The 25086-nt window shown below is 62.8% G+C and carries 19 protein-coding genes; 12 read left to right on the top strand and 7 right to left on the bottom strand.

Translation table 11 applies throughout. The annotated features are described in order from the left end of the window. Positions 1-171: 171 nt before the first annotated feature. Complete coding sequence (locus tag ACFCU0_RS12480) at positions 172-984, top strand: DoxX family protein (protein ID WP_434974008.1); 813 nt, start codon at positions 172-174, stop codon at positions 982-984. Between the two features lie 15 nt (positions 985-999). Here ACFCU0_RS12480 and ACFCU0_RS12475 read toward each other — a convergent pair whose 3' ends face one another. Further along, a complete protein-coding gene (locus ACFCU0_RS12475; protein WP_434974007.1) occupies positions 1000-2694 on the bottom strand; it encodes a sensor histidine kinase in 1695 nt (564 codons plus the stop codon). A gap of 346 nt (positions 2695-3040) precedes the next feature. Here ACFCU0_RS12475 and ACFCU0_RS12470 point away from each other — a divergent pair, with 346 nt between their 5' ends. Further along, complete coding sequence (locus tag ACFCU0_RS12470) at positions 3041-3919, top strand: SDR family oxidoreductase (RefSeq protein ID WP_434974006.1); 879 nt, start codon at positions 3041-3043, stop codon at positions 3917-3919. A 21-nt stretch (positions 3920-3940) separates the two neighbouring features. Here the strand turns inward: ACFCU0_RS12470 and ccoG are convergent, their stop codons facing one another. From ccoG to ACFCU0_RS12440, 6 genes are all read right to left on the bottom strand, one after another. Next, complete coding sequence (gene ccoG, locus ACFCU0_RS12465) at positions 3941-5404, bottom strand: cytochrome c oxidase accessory protein CcoG (RefSeq protein WP_434974005.1); 1464 nt, start codon at positions 5402-5404, stop codon at positions 3941-3943. Positions 5405-5905: 501 nt separating this feature from the next. Next, positions 5906-6541, bottom strand: coding sequence for a cbb3-type cytochrome c oxidase N-terminal domain-containing protein (locus ACFCU0_RS12460; protein WP_434974004.1), 636 nt, complete (start codon positions 6539-6541; stop codon positions 5906-5908). Positions 6542-6613: 72 nt separating this feature from the next. Further along, positions 6614-6796: a hypothetical protein gene (locus tag ACFCU0_RS12455; RefSeq protein ID WP_434974003.1), complete on the bottom strand. Its 183-nt coding sequence runs from the start codon at positions 6794-6796 to the stop codon at positions 6614-6616. A 51-nt stretch (positions 6797-6847) separates the two neighbouring features. Then, positions 6848-7597 carry a cytochrome-c oxidase, cbb3-type subunit II gene (gene ccoO / locus ACFCU0_RS12450; RefSeq protein ID WP_434974002.1) on the bottom strand — a complete coding sequence of 250 codons (750 nt, stop codon included), beginning with the start codon at positions 7595-7597 and terminating at the stop codon, positions 6848-6850. 108 nt (positions 7598-7705) lie between these two features. Next, positions 7706-9484 (bottom strand): cytochrome-c oxidase, cbb3-type subunit I, encoded by a 1779-nt coding sequence (ccoN, locus tag ACFCU0_RS12445; protein WP_434974024.1) that lies wholly within the window; start codon positions 9482-9484, stop codon positions 7706-7708. 395 nt (positions 9485-9879) lie between these two features. Next, positions 9880-10902 (bottom strand): universal stress protein, encoded by a 1023-nt coding sequence (locus ACFCU0_RS12440; protein WP_434974001.1) that lies wholly within the window; start codon positions 10900-10902, stop codon positions 9880-9882. Positions 10903-11397: 495 nt separating this feature from the next. Between ACFCU0_RS12440 and ACFCU0_RS12435 the strand changes: the two genes are divergently transcribed. From ACFCU0_RS12435 to ACFCU0_RS12390, 10 genes are all read left to right on the top strand, one after another. Continuing rightward, positions 11398-13434 carry a PAS domain S-box protein gene (locus ACFCU0_RS12435; protein WP_434974000.1) on the top strand — a complete coding sequence of 679 codons (2037 nt, stop codon included), beginning with the start codon at positions 11398-11400 and terminating at the stop codon, positions 13432-13434. A gap of 26 nt (positions 13435-13460) precedes the next feature. Continuing rightward, complete coding sequence (locus ACFCU0_RS12430; RefSeq protein WP_434973999.1) at positions 13461-13805, top strand: DUF6122 family protein; 345 nt, start codon at positions 13461-13463, stop codon at positions 13803-13805. 216 nt (positions 13806-14021) lie between these two features. Next, positions 14022-14642: a hypothetical protein gene (locus tag ACFCU0_RS12425; protein ID WP_434973998.1), complete on the top strand. Its 621-nt coding sequence runs from the start codon at positions 14022-14024 to the stop codon at positions 14640-14642. Between the two features lie 202 nt (positions 14643-14844). Then, positions 14845-15498, top strand: a complete 654-nt coding sequence (locus ACFCU0_RS12420) for a response regulator (RefSeq protein WP_434973997.1) — start codon at positions 14845-14847, stop codon at positions 15496-15498. A 58-nt stretch (positions 15499-15556) separates the two neighbouring features. Continuing rightward, the gene (locus ACFCU0_RS12415) at positions 15557-16510 is read left to right on the top strand and encodes a universal stress protein (RefSeq protein ID WP_434973996.1); all 954 of its coding nucleotides are present in this window, start codon (positions 15557-15559) and stop codon (positions 16508-16510) included. Between the two features lie 503 nt (positions 16511-17013). Continuing rightward, on the top strand, positions 17014-18051 hold the full coding sequence (locus tag ACFCU0_RS12410) for a LacI family DNA-binding transcriptional regulator (protein ID WP_434973995.1): 1038 nt from the start codon (positions 17014-17016) through the stop codon (positions 18049-18051). Between the two features lie 71 nt (positions 18052-18122). Then, positions 18123-21164, top strand: coding sequence for a SusC/RagA family TonB-linked outer membrane protein (locus tag ACFCU0_RS12405; RefSeq protein WP_434973994.1), 3042 nt, complete (start codon positions 18123-18125; stop codon positions 21162-21164). 52 nt (positions 21165-21216) lie between these two features. Further along, on the top strand, positions 21217-22890 hold the full coding sequence (locus tag ACFCU0_RS12400; RefSeq protein WP_434973993.1) for a RagB/SusD family nutrient uptake outer membrane protein: 1674 nt from the start codon (positions 21217-21219) through the stop codon (positions 22888-22890). 185 nt (positions 22891-23075) lie between these two features. Beyond that, entirely contained in the window at positions 23076-24437 is a 1362-nt protein-coding gene (locus ACFCU0_RS12395) for a hypothetical protein (RefSeq protein WP_434973992.1), read from the top strand. Positions 24438-24727: 290 nt separating this feature from the next. Continuing rightward, positions 24728-25086 (top strand): hypothetical protein (locus ACFCU0_RS12390; RefSeq protein WP_434973991.1); only part of this gene is annotated, 359 nt, incomplete at its 3' end.

Below are 25086 nucleotides of genomic sequence, written 5' to 3'. Positions count from 1 at the left end.
GGCACATCGTCCCCCCTAACACGGCAATGCTGTAACGAACGAGGGAATCGTAAGCACGCATGCAACGCCTCCACGATTCCCTCATAATACCTTACAGATTTCTTCATAATAGCCCGGCCGGCTGTTTCGCGCGAATAGCCGGTTGCTTCTTCCACCGTAGCGTGATAGCCCATGAACACGTATCGGACCGTTGTAGACTGGATTCAATCACACCAGGAGGTCGTCCTGGACATCATCCGAGTGTATCTCGGGGTTGGCCTGCTTGTCCGCGGGGGACTGTTCATTTCACAGACCAGCGGTGTGGCTGCCCTCGTCGACGTGACCCAGTTCGACGTCTGGGCCGCCGCCGTTGTGCACTACGTGACCTTTGCTCATATGATTGGGGGTCTGCTGCTGGCTGTCGGCTTGCTGACCCGCATCGCGGCTCTCGCTCAGATCCCGGTACTGATCGGCGCCGTATTTTTCGTGCACCTGAACGACGGCCTGTTGAGTGCGAACCAGTCGCTCGAGTTCTCCGCTCTGGTTCTGTTTCTGCTCGTCGTGGTCTTTGTGTTCGGCCCCGGGCGGTGGTCGGCCGACTACTACGTCTTCCGCGAGGAGGAAGAAGAGGTTGCCGAAATGTGGTGGCGTGAAGACGACGGTGACGGCGTCCCGGTCGGCGGCGACGGCGATCCGGTGCCGGTAGGAGCCGATGCGGGCACGCCGTCCTCCGCCGGTGTGGCTGTTGCGGAGGGGGTGGGCACGGCCGCCGAGCGTTCCGTGGAGACCGGTGCCGCACTGCAGGGCTGCGAGTGCGGGAACGATATCTCCGACCCGGAGGTGATCGTCGAGCCTCGCTACGGCTGGTCGTCCGGGTTCTTCTTCATGCTCGGTATCTCCGCCCCGGTCAAAGAGGTGGTATTCTACTGCCAGGATTGCGGAACAGTGATGAAACGGAGCAACGACCAGGAGTTGCTGGAGCGCTACCGCTGGCATACGTCGTGACGCGGCGTCGTCGCCTCAGGCGATCGACTCCACTTCTTCAGTTTCCGGAACCTCGTCGGTCGCGCTGTCGGTCTGCGAGGTTCCGTTTGCCGTCGAGGAACGCCGGGAGACCCGTGCATCGAGTGCAAAGTAAAGTGTGAAGGTCGTTCCTTCGCCCTTGTCACTTCGGACGTAAATATCGCCGTTCATCAGTTGGACGAGACGTTGCGTGATGGAGAGGCCGAGACCGCTCCCCTCGTGGCTCCGGCTGAGACCCTGGCTTTCCTGGTGAAAGGCCTCGAACATTTTCTCCTGAAACGATGCCGACATGCCGATCCCGTTGTCCGTGACCTGGAGAACAGCATGGGACGCCCGCTCGGGCGGATCGTCGAGGACATGAACCTGTGCCCCGCTTCGGACGGCGTCGGGGTCGGTCGGCGGGTGGGCACTGTGGCCGATGCGGATCGTGACGCCGCCTCCCTCGTCGGTGAACTTGATGGCGTTGCCGACCAGGTTGCGCAGGATGCGCTGCAGTGCGCCGTGGTCGAGCATGCACATGCATCGATCCGAGAACGCCTCGACCTCAAGCTGGACGCCCGCGGCATCGGCCCGATTCGACTGCTCGAGTATCATGGCCCGGGCTTCCTCGACCAGATCCAGTGGCTTCTGGTCGAGCTGGACCTTGCCCGCCTCCAGTCGAGATAGCTTCAGGACCGAGTCAAGCGTCTCCATCAGGCGACGGCTGCTTTTTAGAATGAGCGAGGCAAAGTGCTCGCTCTGCCCATCCGTTTCTTCTTCGAGGACCTCGGAGAAGCCGATGATTGCCGTCAGCGGCGTGCGCACCTCGTGGCTCATATTGGCGAGCATGGCCGACTTGATCCGGCTGGACTCCTCGGCCTCCTTCTTCGCGTCGGTCAGGGCGGAGACCGTGTCCGACAGTTCTTCCTCGCGCCGTTCCAGCGTTGACTTGGCCGATTGAAGGTCCTCCATTGTCTCGCGTAGCGTTTGCTCCGAGCGTGCGAGCGACTCGCGCTGGCGTTCCTCCGCCTCCAACGCCTCGCGGAGGGCCTGCTTCTGACTCTCGCTGACCAGCCGGAGCTGCTCCGCCCGGACATTGGTCCGGCGCCGGATCACGTGGATCATCGTCGAGAACGCGCCCGCCGCGCCGATGCTGATGGCGGGAATGACGAGTTCGGTGAGGGGAAAAGAAACGACCGAAATGATGAACCACACCGTAAGGGTCAACCCGAGGAATCCGGCAAACCACCGGCGGGACATGATGATAACCCCGGCCCCGACGACCAGAAGCGTCACTTGCGTCAACGGGACGTTGCCGGTGATCACCTGCGTCAAAATCGTATGGACCAGAACAACGCCGCCAACGAGACCGCTGACGGCGTGCATCCCTCGATAGTCCGGGGCGACAGTGCGTAAATAGAGGCGAAGGAGGAGCGCACCGACCGCCGTTGCCGCGGCGAGAAAGGAGATATATGCCGCGTACGGCATCGAGACGAAGATGAGATGCAACACCATGTTGAGCATGAACAGAACGCTCAAACCGGTGGTCACCGGCAGCAAACTATCGTGCACGACCGCACGAAGGGCAGCATCCACCGATTCAGGGTCGACAGCATCCAGGTCTACCTGACGGGGGACTTCGGGGAGACGAATCGTAAAGTCAGCACCGGCAGGTGGGTCATCCCACACGCTCGGCTCGTGAGCGTCACTCATTATCGACGCGTCCTCTGCAGACAGCCGTTATAGAAGCGGATGGACGGGCAACAGGGTACGCCGCCCAGATCCTCGCAGACGAATAATATACCGAGGAAAACTGTTGCAACTGCTCCACAATGTACCTTCGCTACAAACTGAAAGTCAATTTTAAGCCTTTCATGATTGTCGGAAGTAAATAAGGAATCCGGGTTTTTTACGATAGTGGAGCCGTATCCTCTGGCGCACGGAGTGGTGTTCCTTTCAAGCAATCATTGCGCCGATTCGATGCAGAACGCAGGTATGCCAATCCCGGCGTGTGAATTCGCCCCCGTTCATCCTCGTATCATGTCCAACCGACCGTATCATGTCGAACACATCCGCAGGGCTGCAGCGCATTCTGGTGACCGGTGCCACCGGGACGGTAGGCCGCGAGGTCATCGCCCGGCTGTGCGAGGCGGGGCAGCCGCTCACGGCGGCCGTTCGTAATCCGCGGACGGCGGACGTGGGGCCTGGCGTGCCGACCGTCCAGTTCGATTTCGAGCGACCGTCCACCTACGGACCCGCGTTTGCCGGCCATGACGCACTCTTTCTCGTTCGCCCGCCGGCGATCACCCGGGTCTGGTCCTCTATATTTCCAGCGATCGATGCAGCCGTTAGAGCGGGAGTCTGGCACATCGTGTTCCTGTCGCTTCAGGGTGCGGAGGCCAACCCACTGGTGCCGCATCGCTGGATCGAATGGAAGCTGGCCTCGACGGACGTGACGGCAACCTTGCTTCGGCCGAGCTTTTTTATGCAGAACCTGGTCACGACCCACCGCCGTGAAATCGGGAGGGACGGGCGAATCGTCGTCCCGGCGGGCGCCGGTCGGACGGCGTTTATTGACGCTCGAGACATCGCGGCCGTTGCGGCCCGGGTGCTGATCGAGCCCCGGTACGCCGGCCGGGCATTCGAACTCACCGGTCCGGCGGCGCTGACGTACCACGAGGTGGCGGACGTGCTGTCCGAGGTGCTGGGCCGTACGATCCGCTACGACGAACCCGGACTGCTGGATTTTCTTCGGCACAGTAGGAGGGAAGGACGCCCGTGGCCGTTCATTCTGGTGATGACGGGCATCTACCTGACTGCCCGGTTCGGCGGCGCGGCTCGGACAACGTCGACCGTGGCGTCCGTGCTGGAGCGTCCGGCCCGGTCGTTCCGGCACTTCGCCGAAGACTATGCGACCGCATGGGCAAGGGCTTCGTAATGTTCCGCCGTTACCTCTCCGCTACGGACCCGACGGACCCGATGGGCCGAGAAGCGGGAAGTGCATTTCTTGTGTGGTCCCGTTCTCAAAGCGAACGCGCAGGGTAGCCGTTTGCGAGCCATCCTTAATTTCGCCCGGAGGCGTGATGAGCCAGATCTCCGTGCGATGCATTTCGCCCTCCGGAACGGCAATCGGCGTGCGGCCGAGAACCTTGACGGTGGCCGACGCGGGTTCGATGGCCTCGACCGTGTAGGTCGTCGGCTTAGGCGACTGGTTGCGTACGCGGAAACGGAGACGGTTGGCGACCTCGTCGTTCGGAAGGACGACGAACGGTTCACCGGAAGCACGGCCGACATTCACGTCGTAGGATCCTCGCGTCGTGAACGCGATGGCGAAGATCGACACGATGAGGACCATGAGGAGGCTGTAGATTACCGTGCGGGGGCGGACGGAGCGGCGGCTCTTGCCTTCGTCCTCGCGCTCGGACGAGTACCGGATGAGGCCCGGCTCGAAGCCGACCTTCTCCATGATGTCGTCGCAGGCGTCGATGCACTGGGTGCAGTGGAGGCATTCCATCTGGAGCCCGTCGCGGATGTCGATGCCGGTCGGGCAGGTGCGGACGCAGGCGTAGCAGTCCACGCAGTCGCCCATATCTGATCGTTCTTTTCCCTTGCCCCGCGGCTCGCCGCGCTCCTCGTCGTAGGACACGATGAGGGAGTCCGGGTCGAGGAGAACCGACTGAAACCGGGCGTATGGGCACGCGATCGTGCACATTTGCTCGCGGAAGAACCCGAAGTCGAACATGATGAGCCCGGTGGTGCCGGCCATCATGACGAAGTAGCCCCAGTGGTCGGCCGGCGAGCCCTGCATCCAGGTGATCAGGTTGTCCCACCCGGCGAAGTAAGCGACGAACGTATGTGCGAGGGCGAGCGAGAAGCCCAGGTACACCACGTGCTTTCCAGCTTTCCGCCATAGCTTGTCGACGCTCCACGGCCCTTCATCGCGGCGCTTCCGCACGTGCTCCTTGCCCTCGAAGAGCCGTTCGACGGGACGGTAGAAAAATTCGAGATAGACAGTTTGCGGACATGCCCACCCGCACCACACGCGTCCGAGGAGGGCGGTGAACAGCACGACGCTGACCAGCGCTCCGATCATCAGGAGCATCAGGAGCAGCGTGTCCGTCGGGTAAAACGTCATCCCGAAGAACGTAAACTCGCGATGCAGCACATCCAGGAAGATGGCTGGCTTGCCGTTGATCTTGATGATCGGAAGCGAGACAAAGACGGCGACCAGTACCCACGCGACGATCAGACGGTAGTAGTACCAGCGGCCCTTGTTCAATTCGGGATACAACCATTTCCGGCTGCCGTCCGCGTTGAGCGTGGCCATGATGTCTTCCGGCGGCGCATCCATCACGCCGACGTCTCCGGCGGGGATGAATTGCTGCGTCTGGCGGCCGTTGCTGTTGCGGTCTGTCACTTCCATCTCCTGAGGGCAGTCTTGAGGGTGATTCACGGGCAGCTCCCCTCCGTGTACGCTGCCGGTTGCGGGGTCCGTGGAGTGCGTGCCGGCAGCCCCCGTCGGGGCAGTAGCAGAACGGTCGGGCAAAACGGCGGCGGGAGGAGGTATCGGTGACCCGACCGCGCGCCGGAGGCTGCCGATACACGTTTCAGAAAACGAAACAGGGAGATGCCCACTCGACAGAGCACTCCTGCCATTTGGCGTAGTTGGATACGGAGAACCGATGTGGTGTAAACCCCCACACGCAAGGTCGGCTGACGCTCATCAACCGGCATAGGCGGATCGGTGGCGGGCCGGGCCTCGGAGTCGCGGGGATTTGGGGAAATAGAAAAACGGCGGAGACTCACCTGTTGGAGCCTCCGCCGTCGCGGTACATGTCGCCTCAACGCTCGCAGCCCACCGTTTGCCATCTCGCCGGGCGGGCCGGACGATCGGGCTTGCTGCATGCGGCTTACTGCATATCGCTTATTCCATGCGTTCCCCTTCGGGTGCTTTGGCGCCTTCCGGCTCCGTGCCCTGAATGGACTGGATAAATGCGACCAGCTCGGCGCGTTCCTCCGGGCGGAGGCTGGCGTCCCAGGCCGGCATTCCCTTTTCGGCCACCCCTTCCGTGAGAATATTAAAGATGTCCATGTTGGTGCCGCCGTGGATCCAGTACGGGTCGGTCAGGTTGGGGCCGATCACCCCCTGGCCTTTGTCGCCGTGGCAGGATGCGCACAGGCTCTGGTATGTCTCCTCGCCGGATGCGATGCGGTCGCTGTTGCCAATGAACTCGGCAAGCGATGCGGGTGTTGCCTCAAAGGTGGGATTGGCTTCCGCGTACTCGGCGCGCTGGATGGCAAGGGCTTCCTGGCTTTGCGCCAGATCGTCCTCGTACGTATCCACGAAGTCGAACCACGTGATCCCGACGAAATAGACGACGCTGAAGGCAATAGAGCCCCAGAAGATCCAGATCCACCATCCGGGCATCGGGTTGTCGTATTCCTTGATCCCGTCGTAGCGGTGACCCTGGATCAGCTGGTCGTGGGTGCGGCCGTAGAGCGTCGATCCTTCGTCCGGTCGGGAGCCCTCGGGGCGAGATGTGTTGGGGTCGTTGGGCATGAGGCAGTGCAGGTTGGAACGGCTGGGGCAGAGGGGTGGCGGCGGGATCGCGGAGAATCCGCCAGAATCGTATTATCGCCCGTCTCCGCCGACGGAGTCGGCGTCGTCGAGAGGCATGTTGAGCGCCGACTCACAGTCGCGTTTGGGAAGCGTGAGCGCATAGATCACGATCAGGACGAACGCGATGAAGAAGGCCAGGAGGCCGACTTCGGAGAGGGCGCCGGTTTCCAGGGCGCGGACGGCATCTTTCCACATAACAGGTCGGTCGGAAGTGGTTCAAGGGAGGGCGAGGCAGGCGGGTGATCCTTATTTCGAGGCGTCGGCCGTGACGTCCGATTCGGCGGTTCCGGCGTCAGAGGCCCTCGCTACGTCCGTCCCGAGGCTTTGCAGGTACGCCACGAGGGCCATAATTTTCTTGTCCTCCAGGCCCGTGGGGCCGCCCTGTTCTTCAACCTCTGTGGCGATCGCTTTCGCCTGCGTTCGTGCGATGGTGGCGGCGTTCTCGATGGTTTCCTCCGGGTACGGCGTTCCGAGGCGTTTCAGCGTTCGTAGTTTTGCCGTCAGCCCGTCGAAGTCGATCTTTTTCTCGAGCAGGTGCGGGTAGGGAGGCATGATGGAGCCCTTGCTGGTGGAGCGGGGATCCTCCATATGGCGCACGTGCCAGAGCGCCTGCGGCCGGAGCAGGCCTTCCCGGGCGAGGTCGGGACCGGTGCGCTTCGAGCCCCACAGGAACGGGCGCTCGTACACCGTTTCACCGGCTTTGGAGTATCCGCCGCCGTTCTGACCGTAGCGTTCGATTTCGTGGCGGAAGGGGCGGACCTGCTGCGAGTGGCAGGTATTGCATCCTTCTGCGATGTAGATGTCACGACCCTCGAGTTCGAGCGGCGTCCAGGGCTCGACCGTTTCGATACGGTCGACCGAGTTGTTTACCAGCACGAGCGGTAGAAACTCGACGAGGCCGCCGACGAGGATGGAGAGCGTGGTGAGGACGGTGAAGACCAGCGGCCAGCCTTCAAGCGTCCGGTGCATTCCGTTGCTTTTGATGAATCGTCCCATGACAGGAGGGAGAGGTGTAGATGATCGTTACAGGGCAGGGGGCGTGCGGCGATGCGACCGGCCCCGGCCACCCGGTGGGATTCGGGTGCCGGGACCGAGCGCCGGGCGTCAGGACGCGTCGTCTTCGTCGCCTTCGTCGGCTTCATTGTCTGCGTCGTTGGACGCGTCGGGTCCCTTGGCTTTCTTCGAGCCGGGGAGCTGCGCCTTCTTGGTGCCGGGGCCTTCCGCCTTCTTCGCGTCGGGGTCGTCCGCTTTCTTCGTTCCCGGGCCGTCGGCCTTCTTGGAGCCGGGCAGGGACGCTTTCTTGGTAGCGGGCGTGTCCTCCGCCTCGGTTGGGACCGGGTCGGATTCGGTGGCGGTGCGAGCGCGGGCGGGAGCGGGCTCGGGGGCCTGCTCGGAGGTGCCGTCGCCGGAACCGTCGCCGTGGCCGTAGTTCATCGGCTGGCGGGGGGCGGCAAAGGCCGGATCCGGCAGCTCGTCCGGAGCGGAGCGGATGGTCATGTACATGTTGGCCATCATCATGACGACGCCGCCGAGGTAGAGCAGTCCGCCGATCAGGCGAACCCAGTACATCGGGATGACCTGCACGACCGTCTCGATAAATTCGGGGTACATCAGGTTGCCGGCTTCATCAAACGCGCGCCACATCAGGCCCTGCGTGATGCCGGAGTTGTACATGGCGAGCACGTACAGCAGGATGCCGATGGTGCCCGTCCAGAAGTGGGCGTTTGCCAACTTCTGGCTCCAGAGTTCCGTTCGCCAGAGGCGCGGCAGCAGCCAGTAGATCATGCCGAAGGTCATAAAGCCATTCCATCCGAGGGCGCCGGAGTGCACGTGCCCGATCGTCCAGTCGGTGTAGTGGCTGAGTGCATTCACGCTTTTGATCGACAGGAGCGGCCCTTCGAAGGTCGACATGCCGTAGAAGGTGATGCCGATCACGAACATCTTCAGCACCACGCTATCACGCAGCTTGTGCCATGCACCGCGGAGGGTGAACAGCCCGTTGATCATGCCTCCCCAGCTCGGCATCCACAGCATCACGCTGAAGAGCATTCCCAGGGTGCCGGCCCATTCGGGAAGGGCGGTGTACTGCAAGTGGTGCGGCCCGGCCCAGATGTAAATGAACACCAGGCTCCAAAAGTGGACGATCGAGAGGCGGTAGCTAAAGACCGGTCGCTCGGCCGCTTTCGGCATGAAGTAGTACATGAGGCCGAGGAACGGTGTGGTCAGGAAGAAGGCGACCGCGTTGTGTCCGTACCACCACTGCACCAAGGCGTCCTGGACGCCGGCGTAGATCGGGTAGCTTTTGAGCATCGAGGCCGGCAGCGCGAGGCTGTTGCCGACATGCAGGACGGCGACCGTCACGATCGTCGCGATATAGAACCAGAGCGCCACGTACAGGTGCTTCTCACGGCGCTTGTAGAGCGTCCCGAAGAAGTTGATCGCAAACACGATCCAGACGACCGCAATCGCGATATCAATCGGCCACTCCAGCTCCGCGTACTCCTTCGAGGTGGTGTATCCGAGGGGAAGCGTGATCGCGGCCGAGACGATGATGGCCTGCCAGCCCCAGAAGTGGAACGTGCTCATCCAGTCGCTAAACATCCGTGCCTTGCACAGACGCTGCGTGGAGTAGTAGATGGCCGCGAAGATGGAGTTGCCGGCAAACGCGAAGATGACCGCGTTGGTGTGCACGGGACGGAGGCGGCCGAAGGAAAGGTACTCGCCGAGGTTGGCGGCGGGCCAGGGTAGCTGCAGCGCGATCAGGGCTCCGACGGCCATGCCGATGAAGCCCCAGAGGACCGTCGCGTACACGAAGTAGCGGACGATCTTCTCGTCGTACGTGAAAATGTCAATGTTCGAACGCTCGCGCCCGGCCGAACGCATATCGGTTGGCGCTGAAGCGGTGCTGGCTTGAGCCATGGGTAGGTACGGAGGATAAGCGGTGAGGGCGGTGGAGCGAGCTCCGCATGGGCGATGCGAGAGCGGGGAATCGGCCTCAGCGCGACCAGCACGGTCACGGAGAACACGATCCGGCAATTGTGACGAAAACGTATGAGGTGGCGATCGGGATGTCTGCCGGTAGCCTCTGTAGCCCGGCGTAGGTCTCACCCGACCTGCTGTGTGGGGATGATCCCCACGTCCGGAAAACGACGTATTTTTGCGACCCGGAAGGCATCAGGTGAAAGGCCGGGCCCTTGTGGCTGTGGCGGGCGCGTCGACCGATTCCATCGGCCCTGGCTGCCCTGCCTGCCCGGGGCTCTGTCTGCCGGCGGCGGCGATCAGGCGGCGTCCGTCGTGGACGACTCCGTGTTCGTTTTCCAGCCGGTGGTTCGAGCTGACACGTCGGGTGCGGAGCCGGGTGCGCCGTCATTTGCCCCGGCGCGCGGCGTCCACGACTCGCCCACGAGCGATCGGCCGAAGGCGCGGGTTAGAAAGACCGGTCGGGCGACGCGTCGCAGCACGCGCTCGACGACATGCCCGAGGGGATGCTGTTCACGGCTGATGGTGCCGTGGGTTGACGTGACGAGCAGGTCGCTGTCCCGCTTCGTGGCAAATTGCCCGATCTGGTCGGCCGCGTCCCCATGGCGGATGTGCACGTGGACGGTCGGATACAGTGGGCCGTCCGGAAGGAGGGCCTGCGCGCGGCGTTTGGCTTTCCGTTCCGGAAGCGTGGCGTCGCTGAGGGATAGCATATCGGTGTCGTTCAGCGCGACGTACTGCGGCCGGTCCATCACGTGGAGCAGGTCGATCTCGGCATCCAGGTCGATCGCCATCGCGAAGGCGTGGCGGAGGGCGGACATCGAGTTCTCCGAAAAGTCCGTCGGTACCAGTATGCGACGGCCGGGCGTGCTATGATCTTCGCCTACCGTTCCGCACCGCATAACCGAGCGACCCGTTACGAAAACCGGCACGTTCAGGCGCGTGACGAACTGCCGCGTCGGCTCGCTGGCAAGAGCGGGGATGGGACCACGGTCCGAAGGCGTGTCCAGGACCACCAGGTCGATGTCTTCCTGTTCGACGTACTCCAGGATTCGGTCGACGGTGATCACGTCCTCGTCGAGCGCCGTGATAATCGAGCGCGGAGGAAGCGGCGAGCCGCTTGTGGCCGCAGCCACGATGTCGAGAATCCGGTTGTGCAGAGAGCGCACGGGTGCGGCGCCGGGCGTAGCGGTCGCCTCTGGATGGGGCACCACGTGCACCGTCGCACGGCACGTTTCCGCAAGGGAAAGTGCCTGCATCAGGGATGGGTGGGCGTCAGCTCCGGGATGAACCGGGCAAAGAATGGTTTTGGCATGAAGCATAAGGCCACGTCGGTCGGATGAATCCCCGTGTCGATCGACATTTCCGAACAGAGTCGCTCCCACATCGAGGGGGAACGGAACGGCGCGAGGCAAGAGCGGGGAGGTAACGTGTCGGCCCTCGACGGTCTCATCGATCCGTTTCCAAAGACGCGGTTGAACGGTCGTGAGCATGACAGAAGCACCACAGTGGCCTACGTGGAGAGATGTTGTTCAGCGATGTAGGGGAAATGCCCACAGCCCCACGGGTGGGATGCGACGGTGTTGTAACTGTGGACGGCTACCTACGGACCATGAACCCACGCGGCTGCATGCGTCGGTGGTCGTGAACGAGTCCGATATTCTCTGATGAGGAACGATCTCTTTTGTATGTTTTGACGTAGACGTTCTCAACCGGAAACGCCTGTACGGCCAACGGTTCGGGGAGCGGTTGCTCGTTCGCCGAGGACCGCCGTCAGCATTCGATATTTCGACCCGGAAACAGCCACGCTGACCTGTATGGACACGCTTGTATACGGTCCTGCATCGCAGAACCGAACGGTTGTCGAGCGGGTGCTTCGCGAACGCGGGCACGCCCTGGACCTCGCCGCTCCATCCCACGATGCGCCTCCAACGGAGGACGCAGGCCGGTTTGCCTATGATGCGTGCGTGGTTGTTGACTCGGAGCCGCCGGTCTTGCGCCGAGCGGAGGAATGCACGCAGCGGTATGACGACCTGCAACTGGTTCTCATCGGCGTTGAGCGGGATCCGGAAAGCATCCACCGCGCGTTCGAGACCGGGGCGAGCGACGTGATTCTCGACGGGTTCGATGCCGATCGGTTGAGTACACGCCTCGGTCTGGTCGAGCAATACGTCGAGTCGAACATCCATCGTCCGCCGGAGGCCTCCCCGTCGCGGCACCAGGCCGTTGTGGCTGAGATCGGTCGCCGAGCACTGGCTGGAACCGAGTTGGAGGTGCTCATGGCCCAGGCCGTGCGCGCCGTGTCGAAGGCGCTTGACCTGAGCATGTGCAAGGTCCTCGAGCACGACCCGGCCCAACAATGCCTTCGGATGAAGGCCGGCATTGGCTGGGCGGCGGGAGCGGTCGGCTCGGCTACGGTAACGGACGGGGTCGAATCGCAGGCCGGATACACCCTCCAATCCGACGCGCCCGTCGTCGTCAACGACATCAACGAGGAACGCCGGTTCACGCCGCCGGAGCTGCTGACCGCGCATGGCGCGACGAGCGGGGTGAGCGTCGTCATCGCCAGCTCGCCCTCGCCGTACGGGATTCTCGGCGCCCACAGCACCGATCGTCGCGGCTTCGACGAGGAGGACGTGTATTTCCTTCAGTCCGTGTCCAATGTGCTGGCAGGGGCCGTCGAGCGCGCCCGGACGGAGCGCGCGTTGCGGGAGAGTGAGGCCCGCGCCACGTCGATCATCGAGACGACCGTCGACGGCATCATCACGATCGACACCGGCGGCATCATCCAGTCCTTCAATGCTGCGGCGGAGCGCATCTTCGGCTACACCGACGAGGAGGTGATGGGCAAGAACGTAAAGGTGCTGATGCCGCAGCCGTACCGGGAGGAGCACGACGGCTACATGCGCAGCTATCACGACACGGGCCGGCGGCGCATCATCGGGATCGGGCGCGAGGTCACGGGCCGGCGGAAGGATGGCAGCACCTTCCCGATGGACTTGGCGGTGAGCGAGGTACACACGGGGTCCGTCCACGCATTTACCGGCATTGTGCGCGATATCAGCGAGCGGCGGCGGCTGGAGAAAGAGATTCTGGATATTTCCGAGCAGGAGCGTCGCCGCATCGGCCAGGACCTTCACGACGGCCTCGGCCAGATGCTGACCGGCATCGGTCTGCTGAGTCAGAACCTGTCGCGCCAGCTCGGTAACGAGGACAGCGAGCTGGTGGACGAGGCAAAAGAAATAACCGACCTCATCAAGGAGGCGGACCAGTATGCACGCGATCTCGCCCGCGGCCTGACACCGGTCGATCTGGAGGCGAACGGTCTATCGAAGGCCCTCCAGCGACTGAGCGACAACGCCGAGCGTCTTTTCGGTGTCGAATGCACGCTTGACGAGGCCGGAACCGGACTGGTGCACAATGCCACGGCGGCCACGCACATGTACCGGATTGCGCAGGAGGCCGTCAGCAATGCCGTCCGCCACGGAAGCGCCGAGCGCATCAAGATCGCGTTTGCGTCGGGAGCCGAGCAGATTCGCCTGCGCATCCAGGATGACGGCGTCGGATTCTCCCCTGAGAACATCGACGGGCCGGGGATGGGCGTTCACATCATGAATTATCGCGCGCGCATCATTGGCGGGACGCTGGAAATTAGCAGCATGCCGGCCGGTGGGACCACGGTGACGTGCACGTTGCCCGGCGGCGCCTCGCCCGGTGGCGGGGACGGTGAAAGCAGTGCGCAGGAGGAACCGCCCGGTCCACCGGTCGGCACGACAGGCGGAGACGGCACCGGTCCCTCGAACATCGGTGGCGGCCCGCCGAGCGGCGGCGGTGGATGCCCGGTGGCCCACTGACATCGCGGAAAGCACCTGACGCACGCATGATCCACATCGCCCTCCACCTCGTCGTACCGCTCGCCGTCGGACTCCTCTTCTACCGTGCACACTGGCGCGAGGCGGTCGTTATCATGCTACTGACGATGGTGGTGGACGTAGATCATTTCCTCGCAGATCCCATCTACGACCCGGCGCGGTGCTCGATTGGCTTTCACCCGCTCCACACGGTGCCGGCCATCGTCGCGTACGCCCTCCTCTTCCTCGGGCCGCTGGCTGTGCGGTCGACTGCTACCCTCCATAAGCGTTCGGTGCTCGCCCGCGCCGCGCATCTCGCCGGCCTCGGGTTGCTGATTCACATGGGACTCGACGCGGCGGACTGCGTGTGGTAAGGAATCGTTTCGTCGGTCGTGTGCAATGGGTAGGTTGTGGGATCGGGAGCTACCGGGGTGCCGCGACCGTCGTTGCGCGGCTGGACTCCCATCCAACGGGCCACTCACGAACGGCGACAAATGAATGCCGCCGAAAATTCTCGGAACGATTGGCCCTTGTTGTATTCTTACGTGTGCTTTTTTTAAAGGCCTCATTTTTTCCGGGAGTCGCTTGTTATGGTTCGAAGCTCGGTGTACCGTGCGCTTGCGGTTGTCCTCTTGCTGCTGTTCGCTGCACCGGCGGGTGATAGCACGGCCCAGCTTCTGCCTCTTTCGCTGCGTGCGGAGGCGTCCGTCACGGCGATTCCACCAGGGTGGCGCGTATATGCACCGTCCGCGTGCAGCTCGGCTGCTCCGTGCGTGGCCTCAAAAGCAACAGTGTCAGGCAGCGAGACCGCGGATTACAAAACCTCAGAGACGGCTGTGGGGCTCGCATTTCTCGGCTACGCGATCGGTGGCACCATCGGCGGCTTCACCATGCATGCCGTCGCACCCACCCCGGAAGACCGATATCGAGGGACTCCGGTGCGTGAACTCCTCGTCGGCTCGGTGGTCGGCGCGGTCTCGGCAGGAACCGTTCTCCACGCCGTTGACGGGCGGAACGGACACTACGGCTACACAACCGGCGGGGCCGTCGTTGGAAATTTCGTCATGGTCGGTCTTGGCTGTCTGCTCGCGCGCCTGGGGCGATCCCGACGCAGCGAAGGGCTGGGATGGTTTGCGGTTTACACCTTCGCCGTCACCCCGCTCGTATCGGTCGCCGTCGCCGACGCCGTAAATCAACATACCGCGCGGTAGAAGAGGCCCGGCCCCGAACGCATCAACGCCCCAACGATCCAACGCCCCAACGATCCAACCCCCTTTGTAGGGAAATCCCCGGTACGTGTGGGGGAACCGTCCCTGACGGCTGTCTTTTTGGATCATGTGTACGTTATCGGATGCGGGGCGCCCGTTGAGGCCGTCGCGTGTCCACCGACCGTGTTCACCGACCGCACCGATTATGACGGATATCATCATTGTTGACGACCATCCGCTGATGCGAAAAGGTCTGGCTCTGGCGCTCGACGCAGAGGCGGAGTTCAACGTGTCGGGGCAGATGAGCAGTGCTGAGGAGGCGCTGGAAGACATTGACGAGTTGGAGCCCGACCTCGCCATCATCGACATTTCGCTGCCGGGCATGAGCGGGATGGAGCTCGTGAAGCACCTTCAGGCTCGCAAGCCGGACATCAAGATCCTCGTCGTGTCGCGCCACGACGAAACGCTCTATGCCGAGCGTGCCATTCGGGCCGGTGCCCGCGGGTACGTGATGAAGCTCGAAGCCGGCGAGATGATCGTCAAAGCCGTCCGGCAGGTCATGCGTGGGGGCATCTATGTGAGCGACGAGATCAACGAACGCCTGCTGATGAGCATGGCCACGGGCGGGCGGGAACGCATCACGCAATCGCCGCTGGAGATTCTCAGCGACCGCGAGCTTGAAGTGTTTGAGCTCACGGGCCACGGTTCGTCCACGCGCGACATCGCCGAACGCCTGCACCTGTCCGTGAAGACCGTCGAGTCGTATCGGGCCCGCATCAAGAAGAAACTGAACCTCGAATCGGCAACCGAACTCATGAAGCACGCGGTGCAGTGGGTTGAGAGCGAAAGCGCGACCTGATCGCCCCGCTGTTTCACGCGTCCCAACCCTTCTTATCGTCACGGAACCCCGAACGGCCATGCTTGACATCAACCGGATTCTTTTTCCGACAGACTTTTCGGCAGTCGCGGAAGATGCCTTCTCGCACGCCGCACACCTTGCGATGCGGTACGACGCCGAAGTGTACGTCTTTAATGTCGTGACCCCGCAGGAGGCTCACGAGATGAACCCGATGGAATACCTTCCGCTTGAAGAAGTGGAGGGCCGTCCCGGCATGTTCTACATGCCGGCGGAAGGCGTCGACGTGAAAACGCCCTCAGAGGAGGAGGGGCGCGTCCGCGTGACGTACGGTCAGATCGAGTCGGTCTCGCCTGCCCATGCCATCATTGAGCAGGCCAAGTCCGACGAGGTCGACCTGATCGTCATGGGCACGCACGGCCGGCGCGGCTTCGACCGGCTCCTCAGCGGAAGCGTATCGGAGGAGGTCGTGCGTGAGGCGCCCTGCCCCGTGTTTACGGTGCTTGCGGGCGACGAGCCGACGGCCGGTCCGTTCGTGGATCACGTGCTCGCCCCGGTGGACCTGTCCGACCAGTCCCATCTTGTGGCCGACCACGCGGCCGAGCTCGCGGCGACGTACGAGGCGCGGCTGACGCTTATGCACGTGGTTGAGCAGGCGGCCTACCCGACGGTCTACGGCGTGGACCCGCTGGCGCCGGACCTGCCGAACGTCGAGGCCCGGGCGCGGGAAGCGCTCGAGGAAGTCGCTGACCGCGTTCGCGACCGTGTCGATGAGGTGCAAACGGTGATCACAACCGGGTACGCGGCGCGCGATATCGTCGACTATGTAGAGGAAGGCGACGTCGATCTCGTGGTAATGGCGACGCACGGACGGACCGGTTTGAAGCGGTTCGTGATTGGCAGCGTGGCCGAGAAGGTCGTGCGGACGGCACCGTGCCCGGTGTTCACGTTACGGTCCTTCGGCCGGAGTTTGCTACTGCAACCGGCGGGCGAGGGTAGCGAAAAAGCGTCGTAAGCCGGTTCGGCCTGATGGGCCAACGGATGGGTTCGAATGTCGCTTGCGGACCGGTTCACCACATACAACAGGATGACCCGACCCCTGACACCAATCGCTGTCAGGGGTCTTTTTGTGAAAATAAGATGCAACGAACCGGTCGGGTAGGCTGCATACATGCGTTAATAACCGACGGAAGAGGGATCGCGTCTGTCCGTCAGCCGCAGTTTGTGATGGCAAAAGGCTCTCATCCACGACTTTGTTGTGTAAAACAGGTCTTTTGATTAAAAAACTGCGGGTCGAAAGCGGTTTGCTGTTGTTTTCTTGAAATGTCTTTGCCTCCGTGGCGACGGGGTTCGAAGCATTCACAGGCGTAATGATTTCTTGACATCCTCGGGGACCGTCGCTATCGTACACGCGGAAGCGGTTCCGCGAACCCTTCGAACCGGGTTCCGGCCGTGTTTTGTGCCGAGTGCGTTACACGACGCCCGGCCAGTCGCCACCCCTCATTAAATCGAAGGTTCGTGGGACGAACGACGATTGATGACGTTGCGGAGCGGGCCGGGGTCTCGAAGTCGACGGTGTCGGCTGTTATGAACGACAGTCGGCCGGTGAGCGACGGAACGCGAAGCAAGGTCATGGCGGCGGTCAGCGAATTGAATTACCGACCGCGCTCCACTGCCCGCAACCGCATGCGCAGCGGTCGAAGCATCGGAATCGTCGTGAAGGAGCGCGCCAACCCGTTCTTTTCCGAAATTGCTGACGGCGTCAGCCGCCGCGCTCGCGAGGCGGGCTACACCGTCTACACCGCGAGTTCGGAGGGAGACTTTGCCGCGGAGACCGAGATCATCGAGGATCTCCAGCGTCGAGACACCGACGGCCTCATCATCTACCCCGTGATGAACGATGAGACCGATCTGACGAATCTGATTGAGCTTCGCCGGGCCCGCATGCCGTTCGTCCTGATGGAGCACATCCTCGGGGTAAAGGCCAATACGGTCGACGTGAGCTTGCTGTCCGCGTCGAAAGCGGCCGTGTCCTACCTGATCGAAAACGGCCATCGGCGGATCGTCCACTTCGCCGGACCGGCATACTCGACGCACAGCGATGATCGTATCGCCGGGATGCGCCATGCATTTAGCGAGTCCGAACTGGCGTTTTCTGATCGTATGGTGGTGCAGGCCGGGGCGCGGATGGAGGACGGGTACCGCGCGGCCCTCAATTACCTTGAGAGCGTGGACCCCGATGACCGTGCAACGGCCGCCACCTGTTTTAACGACCTCGTCGCCGTCGGGGTGGCTCGAGCGCTTCGCGAGAACGGGCTCGACGTTCCGGGGGACGTGTCCCTGATCGGCTGCGACGGCATCGACCTGCTGGATTTTATGCCGACCCCGCTGACGACCCTGCGCAGCCCCCGACGCGAAATGGGGGCGTGCGCGGCCGACATCCTGATTCATCAGATCGAAGCTGATACGCAACCCGACATTCAGCAGGTCAGCTTCGAGCCCGAACTCGTCGTGCGCGCCTCGACGCGTCCCATCCGATCCGTCGGCGCCGCCTGATCCTTCCGGCGGCCCGAGCAACACCTGTTTGACGACATCCGATCCGTTTTTTCCCTAGCATCCACACGATTATGCAACGCAGCTTACGAGTTCTTTTCGTGCTCCTGCTTGCATGTGCGGTGTCCTCTGCGGCACCAGCTTTCGCACAGCAACAGATTAGCGGTACGGTGACGGACGCCCAGACGGGTGAGTCCCTCCCGGGCGCCAGTGTGTCGGTTCCCGGCACCACGACCGGTACAGCGACCGACATCGACGGCCAGTATGAGCTAACGGTCGATGCGGACGCGGATTCGCTCCGGTTCTCTTTCGTCGGGTATTCCGCCCGCACGGTTGCCATCGCCGGACGCTCCACCATTGACATTGCGCTCTCCCCCGCCACCCAGCAGCTTGACGACATCGTTGTTATCGGCTACGGTGCCGTGGAGGAGCGGGACGTGACCGGGTCCGTCGAAAAGGTCAACGCCGCCGACTTCAACCCGTCCGCGGGCGTGAGTCCCGAGCAGCTGATTTCCGGTAAGGTCGCTGGGGTGCAGATTTCGACGACGGACGGCGCGCCGGGTGGCGAATCGTTCATCCGGATTCGTGGTGCCACCTCCGTGAATGCATCCAGTCAGCCGCTCTTCGTGGTTGACGGCGTGCCGATTGATAACGAAGGCGCGCAGGCGCAGCGGAACCCGCTTAACTTCCTGAATCGCAACGAAATCGAGAGCATCACCGTCCTGAAGGACGCTTCTGCGACCGCCATCTACGGGACGCGAGGCGCCAATGGTGTTGTGATTATTGAAACGAAGGGTGCAGACAGCGGCGAGGCACGCGTCACCTATAGCGGCTCGGTTTCCGCCTCGAATACAGTCGAAAACATCGACATTCTCGGGCCGCAGCAATTCCGTCAGGTCGTTGCCGACCGTACGCCGTCGCGCGTCTCCGAGCTGGGAGACGCCGAGACCGACTGGCAGGATGCTATCCAGCGGACGGCCATTGGTCAGGAGCACAACCTCAGCATGTCGCGCGGCTACGAAGATGCGACGATCCGCTTCAGTCTTGGCTACCTCGACCAGGAGGGGGTGCTGCAGCAGTCTGCCACCCGCCGTCTGAGCACCGGGTTGAAGTACACGCAGTCGCTTTTCGACGATCAGCTCCAGCTTCGCGCCAACGTGAAGGGGGCGAAAACGGAAGACGACTTCGAGCCCGACGGCATGGTCGGCGGCGCTGCGAGCTTTGCCCCGACACAGCCGATTCGCGACTTCACCAGTCCGTTCGGCGGCTTCTTCGAGTGGGGTGGATCCAACCTCGCGGAGGACAACCCGGTCGCCCAGTACGTGCTGGCGCGCAATGTCGGGACGGCCTTCCGCACGCTCGGAAACGTCGAAGCGGAATACGAACTTCCGTACCTGACAGGCCTGAGTGCTCGTGTAAATCTCGGATGGGACGTATCGACCGGTGAGCGGGAGGCGTTCCAGCCGACGTTTCTGAAAACGCAGGCCGAGCAGGGCGAAGAGCGAGCCGGTGTGGTGGAGCGCTTCAGTTTCACGCGAACCAACCGTCTGCTCGACGCCTACCTCAACTATGACCGTCGCTTTGAGGAGATCGACAGCAAGTTCGATGTGACGGCGGGATACTCGTTCCAGGACTTTGATGAGGAGTATCCGGAGTTTACCGCCAACGGCCTCTCCACGAACGCCTTCGGCGAGAACGCGACGCCGGTCACGAACACCGAGTTCAGTACAACAGCGCTGAACGAGCTTCAGAATCGGCTCGTGTCCGTCTTCGGTCGAATCAACTACACGTACCTCGACCGCTACCTGCTGACCGCTACGGTTCGCCGCGACGGCAGCTCTCGCTTTGGTCCGGACAATCGCTACGGTACGTTTCCCTCCGCCGCTGTTGCCTGGCGCGCGCATCAAGAGCCGTTCCTCCAGAACATCGATGCATTCGCCGACGTGGTGTCGAATCTGAAGCTGCGTCTCTCGTACGGAGAGACGGGCAACCAGAACTTCGGCGACTTCCTTTACAAGCGCTTTTACACGCCCGGTGGCCCTCAGGCCCAGGCGCAATTCGGTGCCGGAGAGGACGAGGAGTTCATCAACACGATTCGCCCGTCGGCTGCCGACCAGACCCTTGGTTGGGAGCGTACGCGGATGTACACCGCCGCGCTGGACATCGGAATTTACGACGACCGGTTCAACGCCTCCGTCGAGTTGTACGACTCCGTGACGGACGACCTGCTCTTCAACGTGCAGCTTCCGGGCTTCATTCAGCCGGGAGACTTTGCCGTCACGAACATCGGCTCGGTTGAGAACCGGGGCGTGGAGGTTGCGCTGGACGGCGAGATCATTCGGACGGAGGCCTTCAGCTGGAATGCATCCTTCACGGGGGCCTACAACCAGAACGAAATCACGAAAGTCCGGGGTGAGCCTGGCGACTTCGAACTGGTCGGCGGCATCTCCGGTGGTATCGGCAACAACGTTCAGATCATCCGGGAAGGCGACGCGATCCGGTCCTTCTACTTGTTCGAGCACAAGCTCGACGAGAACGGGGAGCCGCTCGTGGACGGCGTCGATCACAACGGTGACGGCACCGCCAACCGCCTCGACTACTACGTCGACCGCAACGGTGACGGCGAGATCAACACCGACGATCGCTACATTGCCGGATCGCCGCAGCCGGACTGGGTCCTGGGTCATACCTCGCAGTTCCGTTACCAGGACTTCGACCTGAGCTTCACGATTCGCGCGAACCTCGGGCACCAGGTCTACAACAACGTGGCCTCGAACTACGGGAACTACTCCCGCATCTCGCCGGGATCCCCGGCGCTCTCGAACCTGCACGTCTCCGCTCTCGAGAATAATTTCGAGAATGGGCTCTATCTCTCAGACGTGTACGTCGAGGACGCGGCCTTTCTGCGGATGGACAACATCACGCTCGGGTACACGACCAATGTCATCCCGTACGTCAACAGCGTCCGGATTTACGGCTCGGTCTCGAACCCATTCGTTCTGACGGGCTACTCCGGTGTGGATCCGGAGGTCGGCGGTGACGACTCCCGGGGGATTGACAACAACATCTATCCCCGCTCGCGCACCTTTACCACAGGCATCAGCGTGAGCCTCTAGCAAGCGCCTGCATCAGCCTGACATCTTTTGCTCAGATTGACATCGAACCTCCATGTATACGACACTGAACGGCACGATGCTGTACCGGCTGCCGCGTGTGGTACTTACGCTCGCGCTTGCCGCGGTTTTATTCGGACTCGCCGCCTGTGACAACGTCGCAGTTCCCCCGAAGAGCCAGGCCTCGGAAGAGCTGATCTTCCAGGATGAAAACGCCTATCGTCAGTATCTCGGCAAGCTGTACGCCGGGCTGAACGTGACGGGGCAGGTGGGCCCGTTTGGCGACGTTGACGTTGAAGTGATCGCCGACGAAGGCTTCTCGCAGTACATGCGACTGTACTGGCAGATGCAAGAGCTTCCGGCCGACGGCGCCGTCATCACCTATCAGGATGCCGGCGGGGCTCCGCAGGAACTCAACCAGGCGACCTGGAACCCATCCAACGCCTTTCTGGCCGGGATGTACAGCCGGATCGGCTTCCAGGTGGCGAACGCCAATATCTTCATCAAACAGTCCCAGCCCAATGTGCTCGCCAACCGGGAGGTGAGCGAGACGCTGCAGGAAGAGATTCCGGAGTTTATCGCCGAGGCCCGCTTCCTGCGTGGACTCAGCTATTACCACGCGCTTGATCTCTTCGGCGGCGTTCCGATCGTAACCGAAGAAAGCCCGGCAGGTACCACGCCACCGCCCTACCCCGGCGAGACCAAGGAAGAAGCGCGGCGCGCGGTCTTCGATTTTGTGGAGTCCGAAATGCTGGCTATCACCGGAGAAGCGGACACGCCCGACGGGCAGGTTCTTCCGGATCCATCGCAGCAGCAGTACGGACGCGCCAGCAAAGCCGCCGCCTACATGGTGCTGGCCAATATCTACCTGAACGCCGAAGTCTACATCGGCGAGCCCCGCTACGGGGACGCAGCCGAGTACGCGCAGAAGGTGATCGACTTCGGGTTCCAGCTCGATGACGAGTACCAGCACCTGTTCCTGGCGGACAACCACACGGCGGACGGGATCATCTTTGCGATCCCGAACGACGGCCAGCGGACGCAGCACTTCGGCGGGACGCAGTTCCTGACGCACGCCGCCGTCATCAACGCGAACATGGACCCGGCCGCATACGGCATCGACACCGGGTACGACGGCCTGCGCACGCAGCCTGAGACGGTCGATCTGTTTGAGACAGGCGACCAGCGTCCGGTCTTCGACAACACACCGGGCAACCAGTTCTTCCGGAGCGGTCAGAGCCTTCAGGTGACGGATCTTCTCGATCCGACCGCCGGCTATGCCGTCCCGAAGTTCCAGAACAAGACATCGACCGGTGCCGACGGGCAGAATCCCACGTTCCCCGACACCGATTACCCGCTCTTCCGAGTCGCCGAGGCGTACCTGATTTACGCCGAGGCGGTCACACGTGACCCGGGCGCCGGCGACCCATCGACCGCGCTCAGTTACGTGAACGACGTGCGCGAACGGGCAGGCCTGACGACGGACATCACGTCGTCGGAGCTCGACCTTGAGTTCTTGCTCGAAGAGCGCGGACGAGAGTTCTTCTGGGAGGCGAAGCGCCGGACCGACCTGGTTCGCTTCGGCCGCTTCACTGGAAGCGACTACGTCTGGGCCTGGAAGGGTGGCGCGCAGAACGGGACCTCCATCGGGGCCTGCCGCGCGCTCTATCCGCTGCCGGCCGGCGAGCTGGCGGCCAATCCGAACCTTCCGGAAAATGAAACCTGCTAAGCGCATGCCGACGCCCTGCTTCGGACGCGCGCCGGGTCGGCTGACGGCTCGGTGGCGTCCGGGGTAGCGCATGCGTCGCGGCTGACGCGCTGCTGGACCGGGGACGGCCCCGCCGGTGGTACGCACACATCCGCGATCCCCATTGCGAAGTACACACTGTTGTTCTCACATTTTCTCGAGCCGACATGCGCCGAATCATACAGTTATCCTTAGGCCTGATGGCCGCCGTCCTCCTGGGGCTTGTTGCCGCCGGGTGTGACGAAACGCCGACCAGCGTCGAGGACTTCGACTTCCAGCCCGACCTGAGGTCACCCGCCTCTGCCAGCCTGGTGCTAATTGGCGACGCCCGCACGACCTTCACGATCTCGTACCAGGGACTCGACGGAGCCCCGCAGATTACGCCCTCCGGCGACCTTGTCACCTCGGTTGTGAGCGAGGAAGGCTCGCCCCAGCGCGGTGGCACGCAAGAGCTTGAGGTCACCTACGACGGGCAGATCTCGGGCAACAGCATCGTCCGTGAGACCATCGCTGTCGCCGGACAGGCCGACGGACGCCAGATTGCCGATACGGTCAGCGTCTCCATCGCCCCGTTCGTCGTGTCGACCGACTTCGAGCCGCGCTTCGCCGTCGTGTCCGACTACGACGAGCGCACCCGGTCTGAAACCGGAGGGGCCAGCGCCACCGTCGTGGAGTCGTCCAGTCTCAACCTGACGCGGAGCACGGGCGTCAACTCGCTCGAAATCAGTGATCCTGGAACGGGCGGTAGCGTCACGTTTGAACGCCGCGCCAGTGCGCCGTCCGCCGACCGCTTCTCGTTCATCGTGCGACCGGATCCGAGCACCGACTTCGAACTGACGCTCACCTTTACCGAGGACATCGGTGGCGGCACCGCGTCGTATGATTACACGATTCCCGTCGAAAGCGGGGATGAGTGGGTCGAATACGGGATCGGGTTCGACCAGATCAACCCATCGTTTGACCCGGTCGATAGCCGCGCCGGAGGATCCGGGCCGCTGGAAAGCGTGACCCTTTCCGCCGACGCGAACGTAACCTACGCCGTAGACGACATGATGCTGTCGACGGCCGAACTCGATGTCGTCGAAGTTGACGACTTTGAGGCCGCGACGCTCGAGTACTCGTGCGTGACGCTCGAAGGCTCCAGCGACGTCGCCGACGAAAGTGCCGGCTTCACCTCGCGGCGCGTTGACGGTGGCGGCTGCTTCGGCTACAACTACAACGGCCTGAAGGTGAACCTGCCCAACAACGGCGTGCTTTCGCTGCGCGTGAAAGGAGCCGTGGACGGTGACGCTCTCTTCGCCTTCCTTGAGACGCCGAATGCGGCCGGTGGGTACAACTTCGACAACGGTACGGAGATCGCTCTCCCCGCCGCGACGGAGTGGACCACCGTCACGATCCCGCTGTCCGCCATGGGGGATGAGCCGTCGGCCATTTATGCCGAAGGACTGAACAACGTCGGCTTCGAGTCGAGAGGCTCGGATCCAGACTTCCTCATCGATGACGTTCAGTTTCAGCCAGCAGGGAACTGACCCACACCGCCGCGCTTGCACCGCTCGATGCGGTGCTCCGCGCGTACGGAGGCTCTTGCAACCATGATGACCATGATGTTGTGAGACGGTAGCTCAGGCGCACCGGCTCCGCGTAGCCGGTGCGCTTTTGCTACACCAGGGTTCTACGATGTAACGTGGCCCTTTTGATGTCCCAGGGCCCCTCCCGGAGAGACGAATGGCGTCCGTCGCCCGTCTCTCCGAGAGGATGGCCGTGATCTCGTCCGAGCCACCTCCTTTCCTCGCAGCCCGCCGCCTGTCCCCGCGATCTCATGTCCGAAGCTACTCCCTATCGCACCTCGACGCTTCTGCGGCGAGTGCTGACCCTGTTCGTTGGCGTCGTCGCCGCGGCGTCCCTCGCTCTCGCGCCGCCGGCCTTCGGGCAGAGCAGCAGCCCGGTCGTGGAAACCGAGCCGGTCGTTCCGTCTGAAAACGGCTCGGTTACGGTGTTCTTCAACGCCGATGAGGGCACCCAGGGCCTCATCGACTTCGGCGGCACCGTCTACGCCCACACCGGCGTGTACACGACGAGCAGTCCCGACACGTGGACGTGCGTGAAGAACTACTGGCCGACGGAGTCGCAATTTTCCGGCAACCGGTCCGATACGGAACTGACGCGCCTCAGCGCGAA

It is taken from the genome of Longibacter sp., assembly GCF_051155795.1.
Lineage (GTDB): Bacteria > Bacteroidota > Rhodothermia > Rhodothermales > Salinibacteraceae > Longibacter.
This window is presented reverse-complemented; position numbering and strand designations above follow the sequence as displayed.

Excerpts from the sequence above, each read along its gene's own strand:
- ACFCU0_RS12470 (WP_434974006.1), top strand. The coding sequence starts at position 3,041 with ATGTCGAACACATCCGCAGGGCTGCAGCGCATTCTGGTGACCGGTGCC.
- ACFCU0_RS12435 (WP_434974000.1), top strand. The coding sequence starts at position 11,398 with ATGGACACGCTTGTATACGGTCCTGCATCGCAGAACCGAACGGTTGTC.
- ACFCU0_RS12475 (WP_434974007.1), bottom strand. The coding sequence starts at position 2,694 with ATGAGTGACGCTCACGAGCCGAGCGTGTGGGATGACCCACCTGCCGGT.
- ACFCU0_RS12395 (WP_434973992.1), top strand. The coding sequence starts at position 23,076 with ATGCGCCGAATCATACAGTTATCCTTAGGCCTGATGGCCGCCGTCCTC.
- ACFCU0_RS12460 (WP_434974004.1), bottom strand. The coding sequence starts at position 6,541 with ATGCCCAACGACCCCAACACATCTCGCCCCGAGGGCTCCCGACCGGAC.
- ACFCU0_RS12420 (WP_434973997.1), top strand. The coding sequence starts at position 14,845 with ATGACGGATATCATCATTGTTGACGACCATCCGCTGATGCGAAAAGGT.
- ccoG (WP_434974005.1), bottom strand. The coding sequence starts at position 5,404 with ATGGAAGTGACAGACCGCAACAGCAACGGCCGCCAGACGCAGCAATTC.
- ACFCU0_RS12480 (WP_434974008.1), top strand. The coding sequence starts at position 172 with ATGAACACGTATCGGACCGTTGTAGACTGGATTCAATCACACCAGGAG.
- ACFCU0_RS12405 (WP_434973994.1), top strand. The coding sequence starts at position 18,123 with ATGCAACGCAGCTTACGAGTTCTTTTCGTGCTCCTGCTTGCATGTGCG.
- ACFCU0_RS12425 (WP_434973998.1), top strand. The coding sequence starts at position 14,022 with ATGGTTCGAAGCTCGGTGTACCGTGCGCTTGCGGTTGTCCTCTTGCTG.
- ACFCU0_RS12400 (WP_434973993.1), top strand. The coding sequence starts at position 21,217 with ATGTATACGACACTGAACGGCACGATGCTGTACCGGCTGCCGCGTGTG.
- ACFCU0_RS12430 (WP_434973999.1), top strand. The coding sequence starts at position 13,461 with ATGATCCACATCGCCCTCCACCTCGTCGTACCGCTCGCCGTCGGACTC.
- ACFCU0_RS12415 (WP_434973996.1), top strand. The coding sequence starts at position 15,557 with ATGCTTGACATCAACCGGATTCTTTTTCCGACAGACTTTTCGGCAGTC.
- ACFCU0_RS12440 (WP_434974001.1), bottom strand. The coding sequence starts at position 10,902 with ATGCTTCATGCCAAAACCATTCTTTGCCCGGTTCATCCCGGAGCTGAC.
- ccoN (WP_434974024.1), bottom strand. The coding sequence starts at position 9,484 with ATGCGTTCGGCCGGGCGCGAGCGTTCGAACATTGACATTTTCACGTAC.
- ACFCU0_RS12455 (WP_434974003.1), bottom strand. The coding sequence starts at position 6,796 with ATGTGGAAAGATGCCGTCCGCGCCCTGGAAACCGGCGCCCTCTCCGAA.
- ccoO (WP_434974002.1), bottom strand. The coding sequence starts at position 7,597 with ATGGGACGATTCATCAAAAGCAACGGAATGCACCGGACGCTTGAAGGC.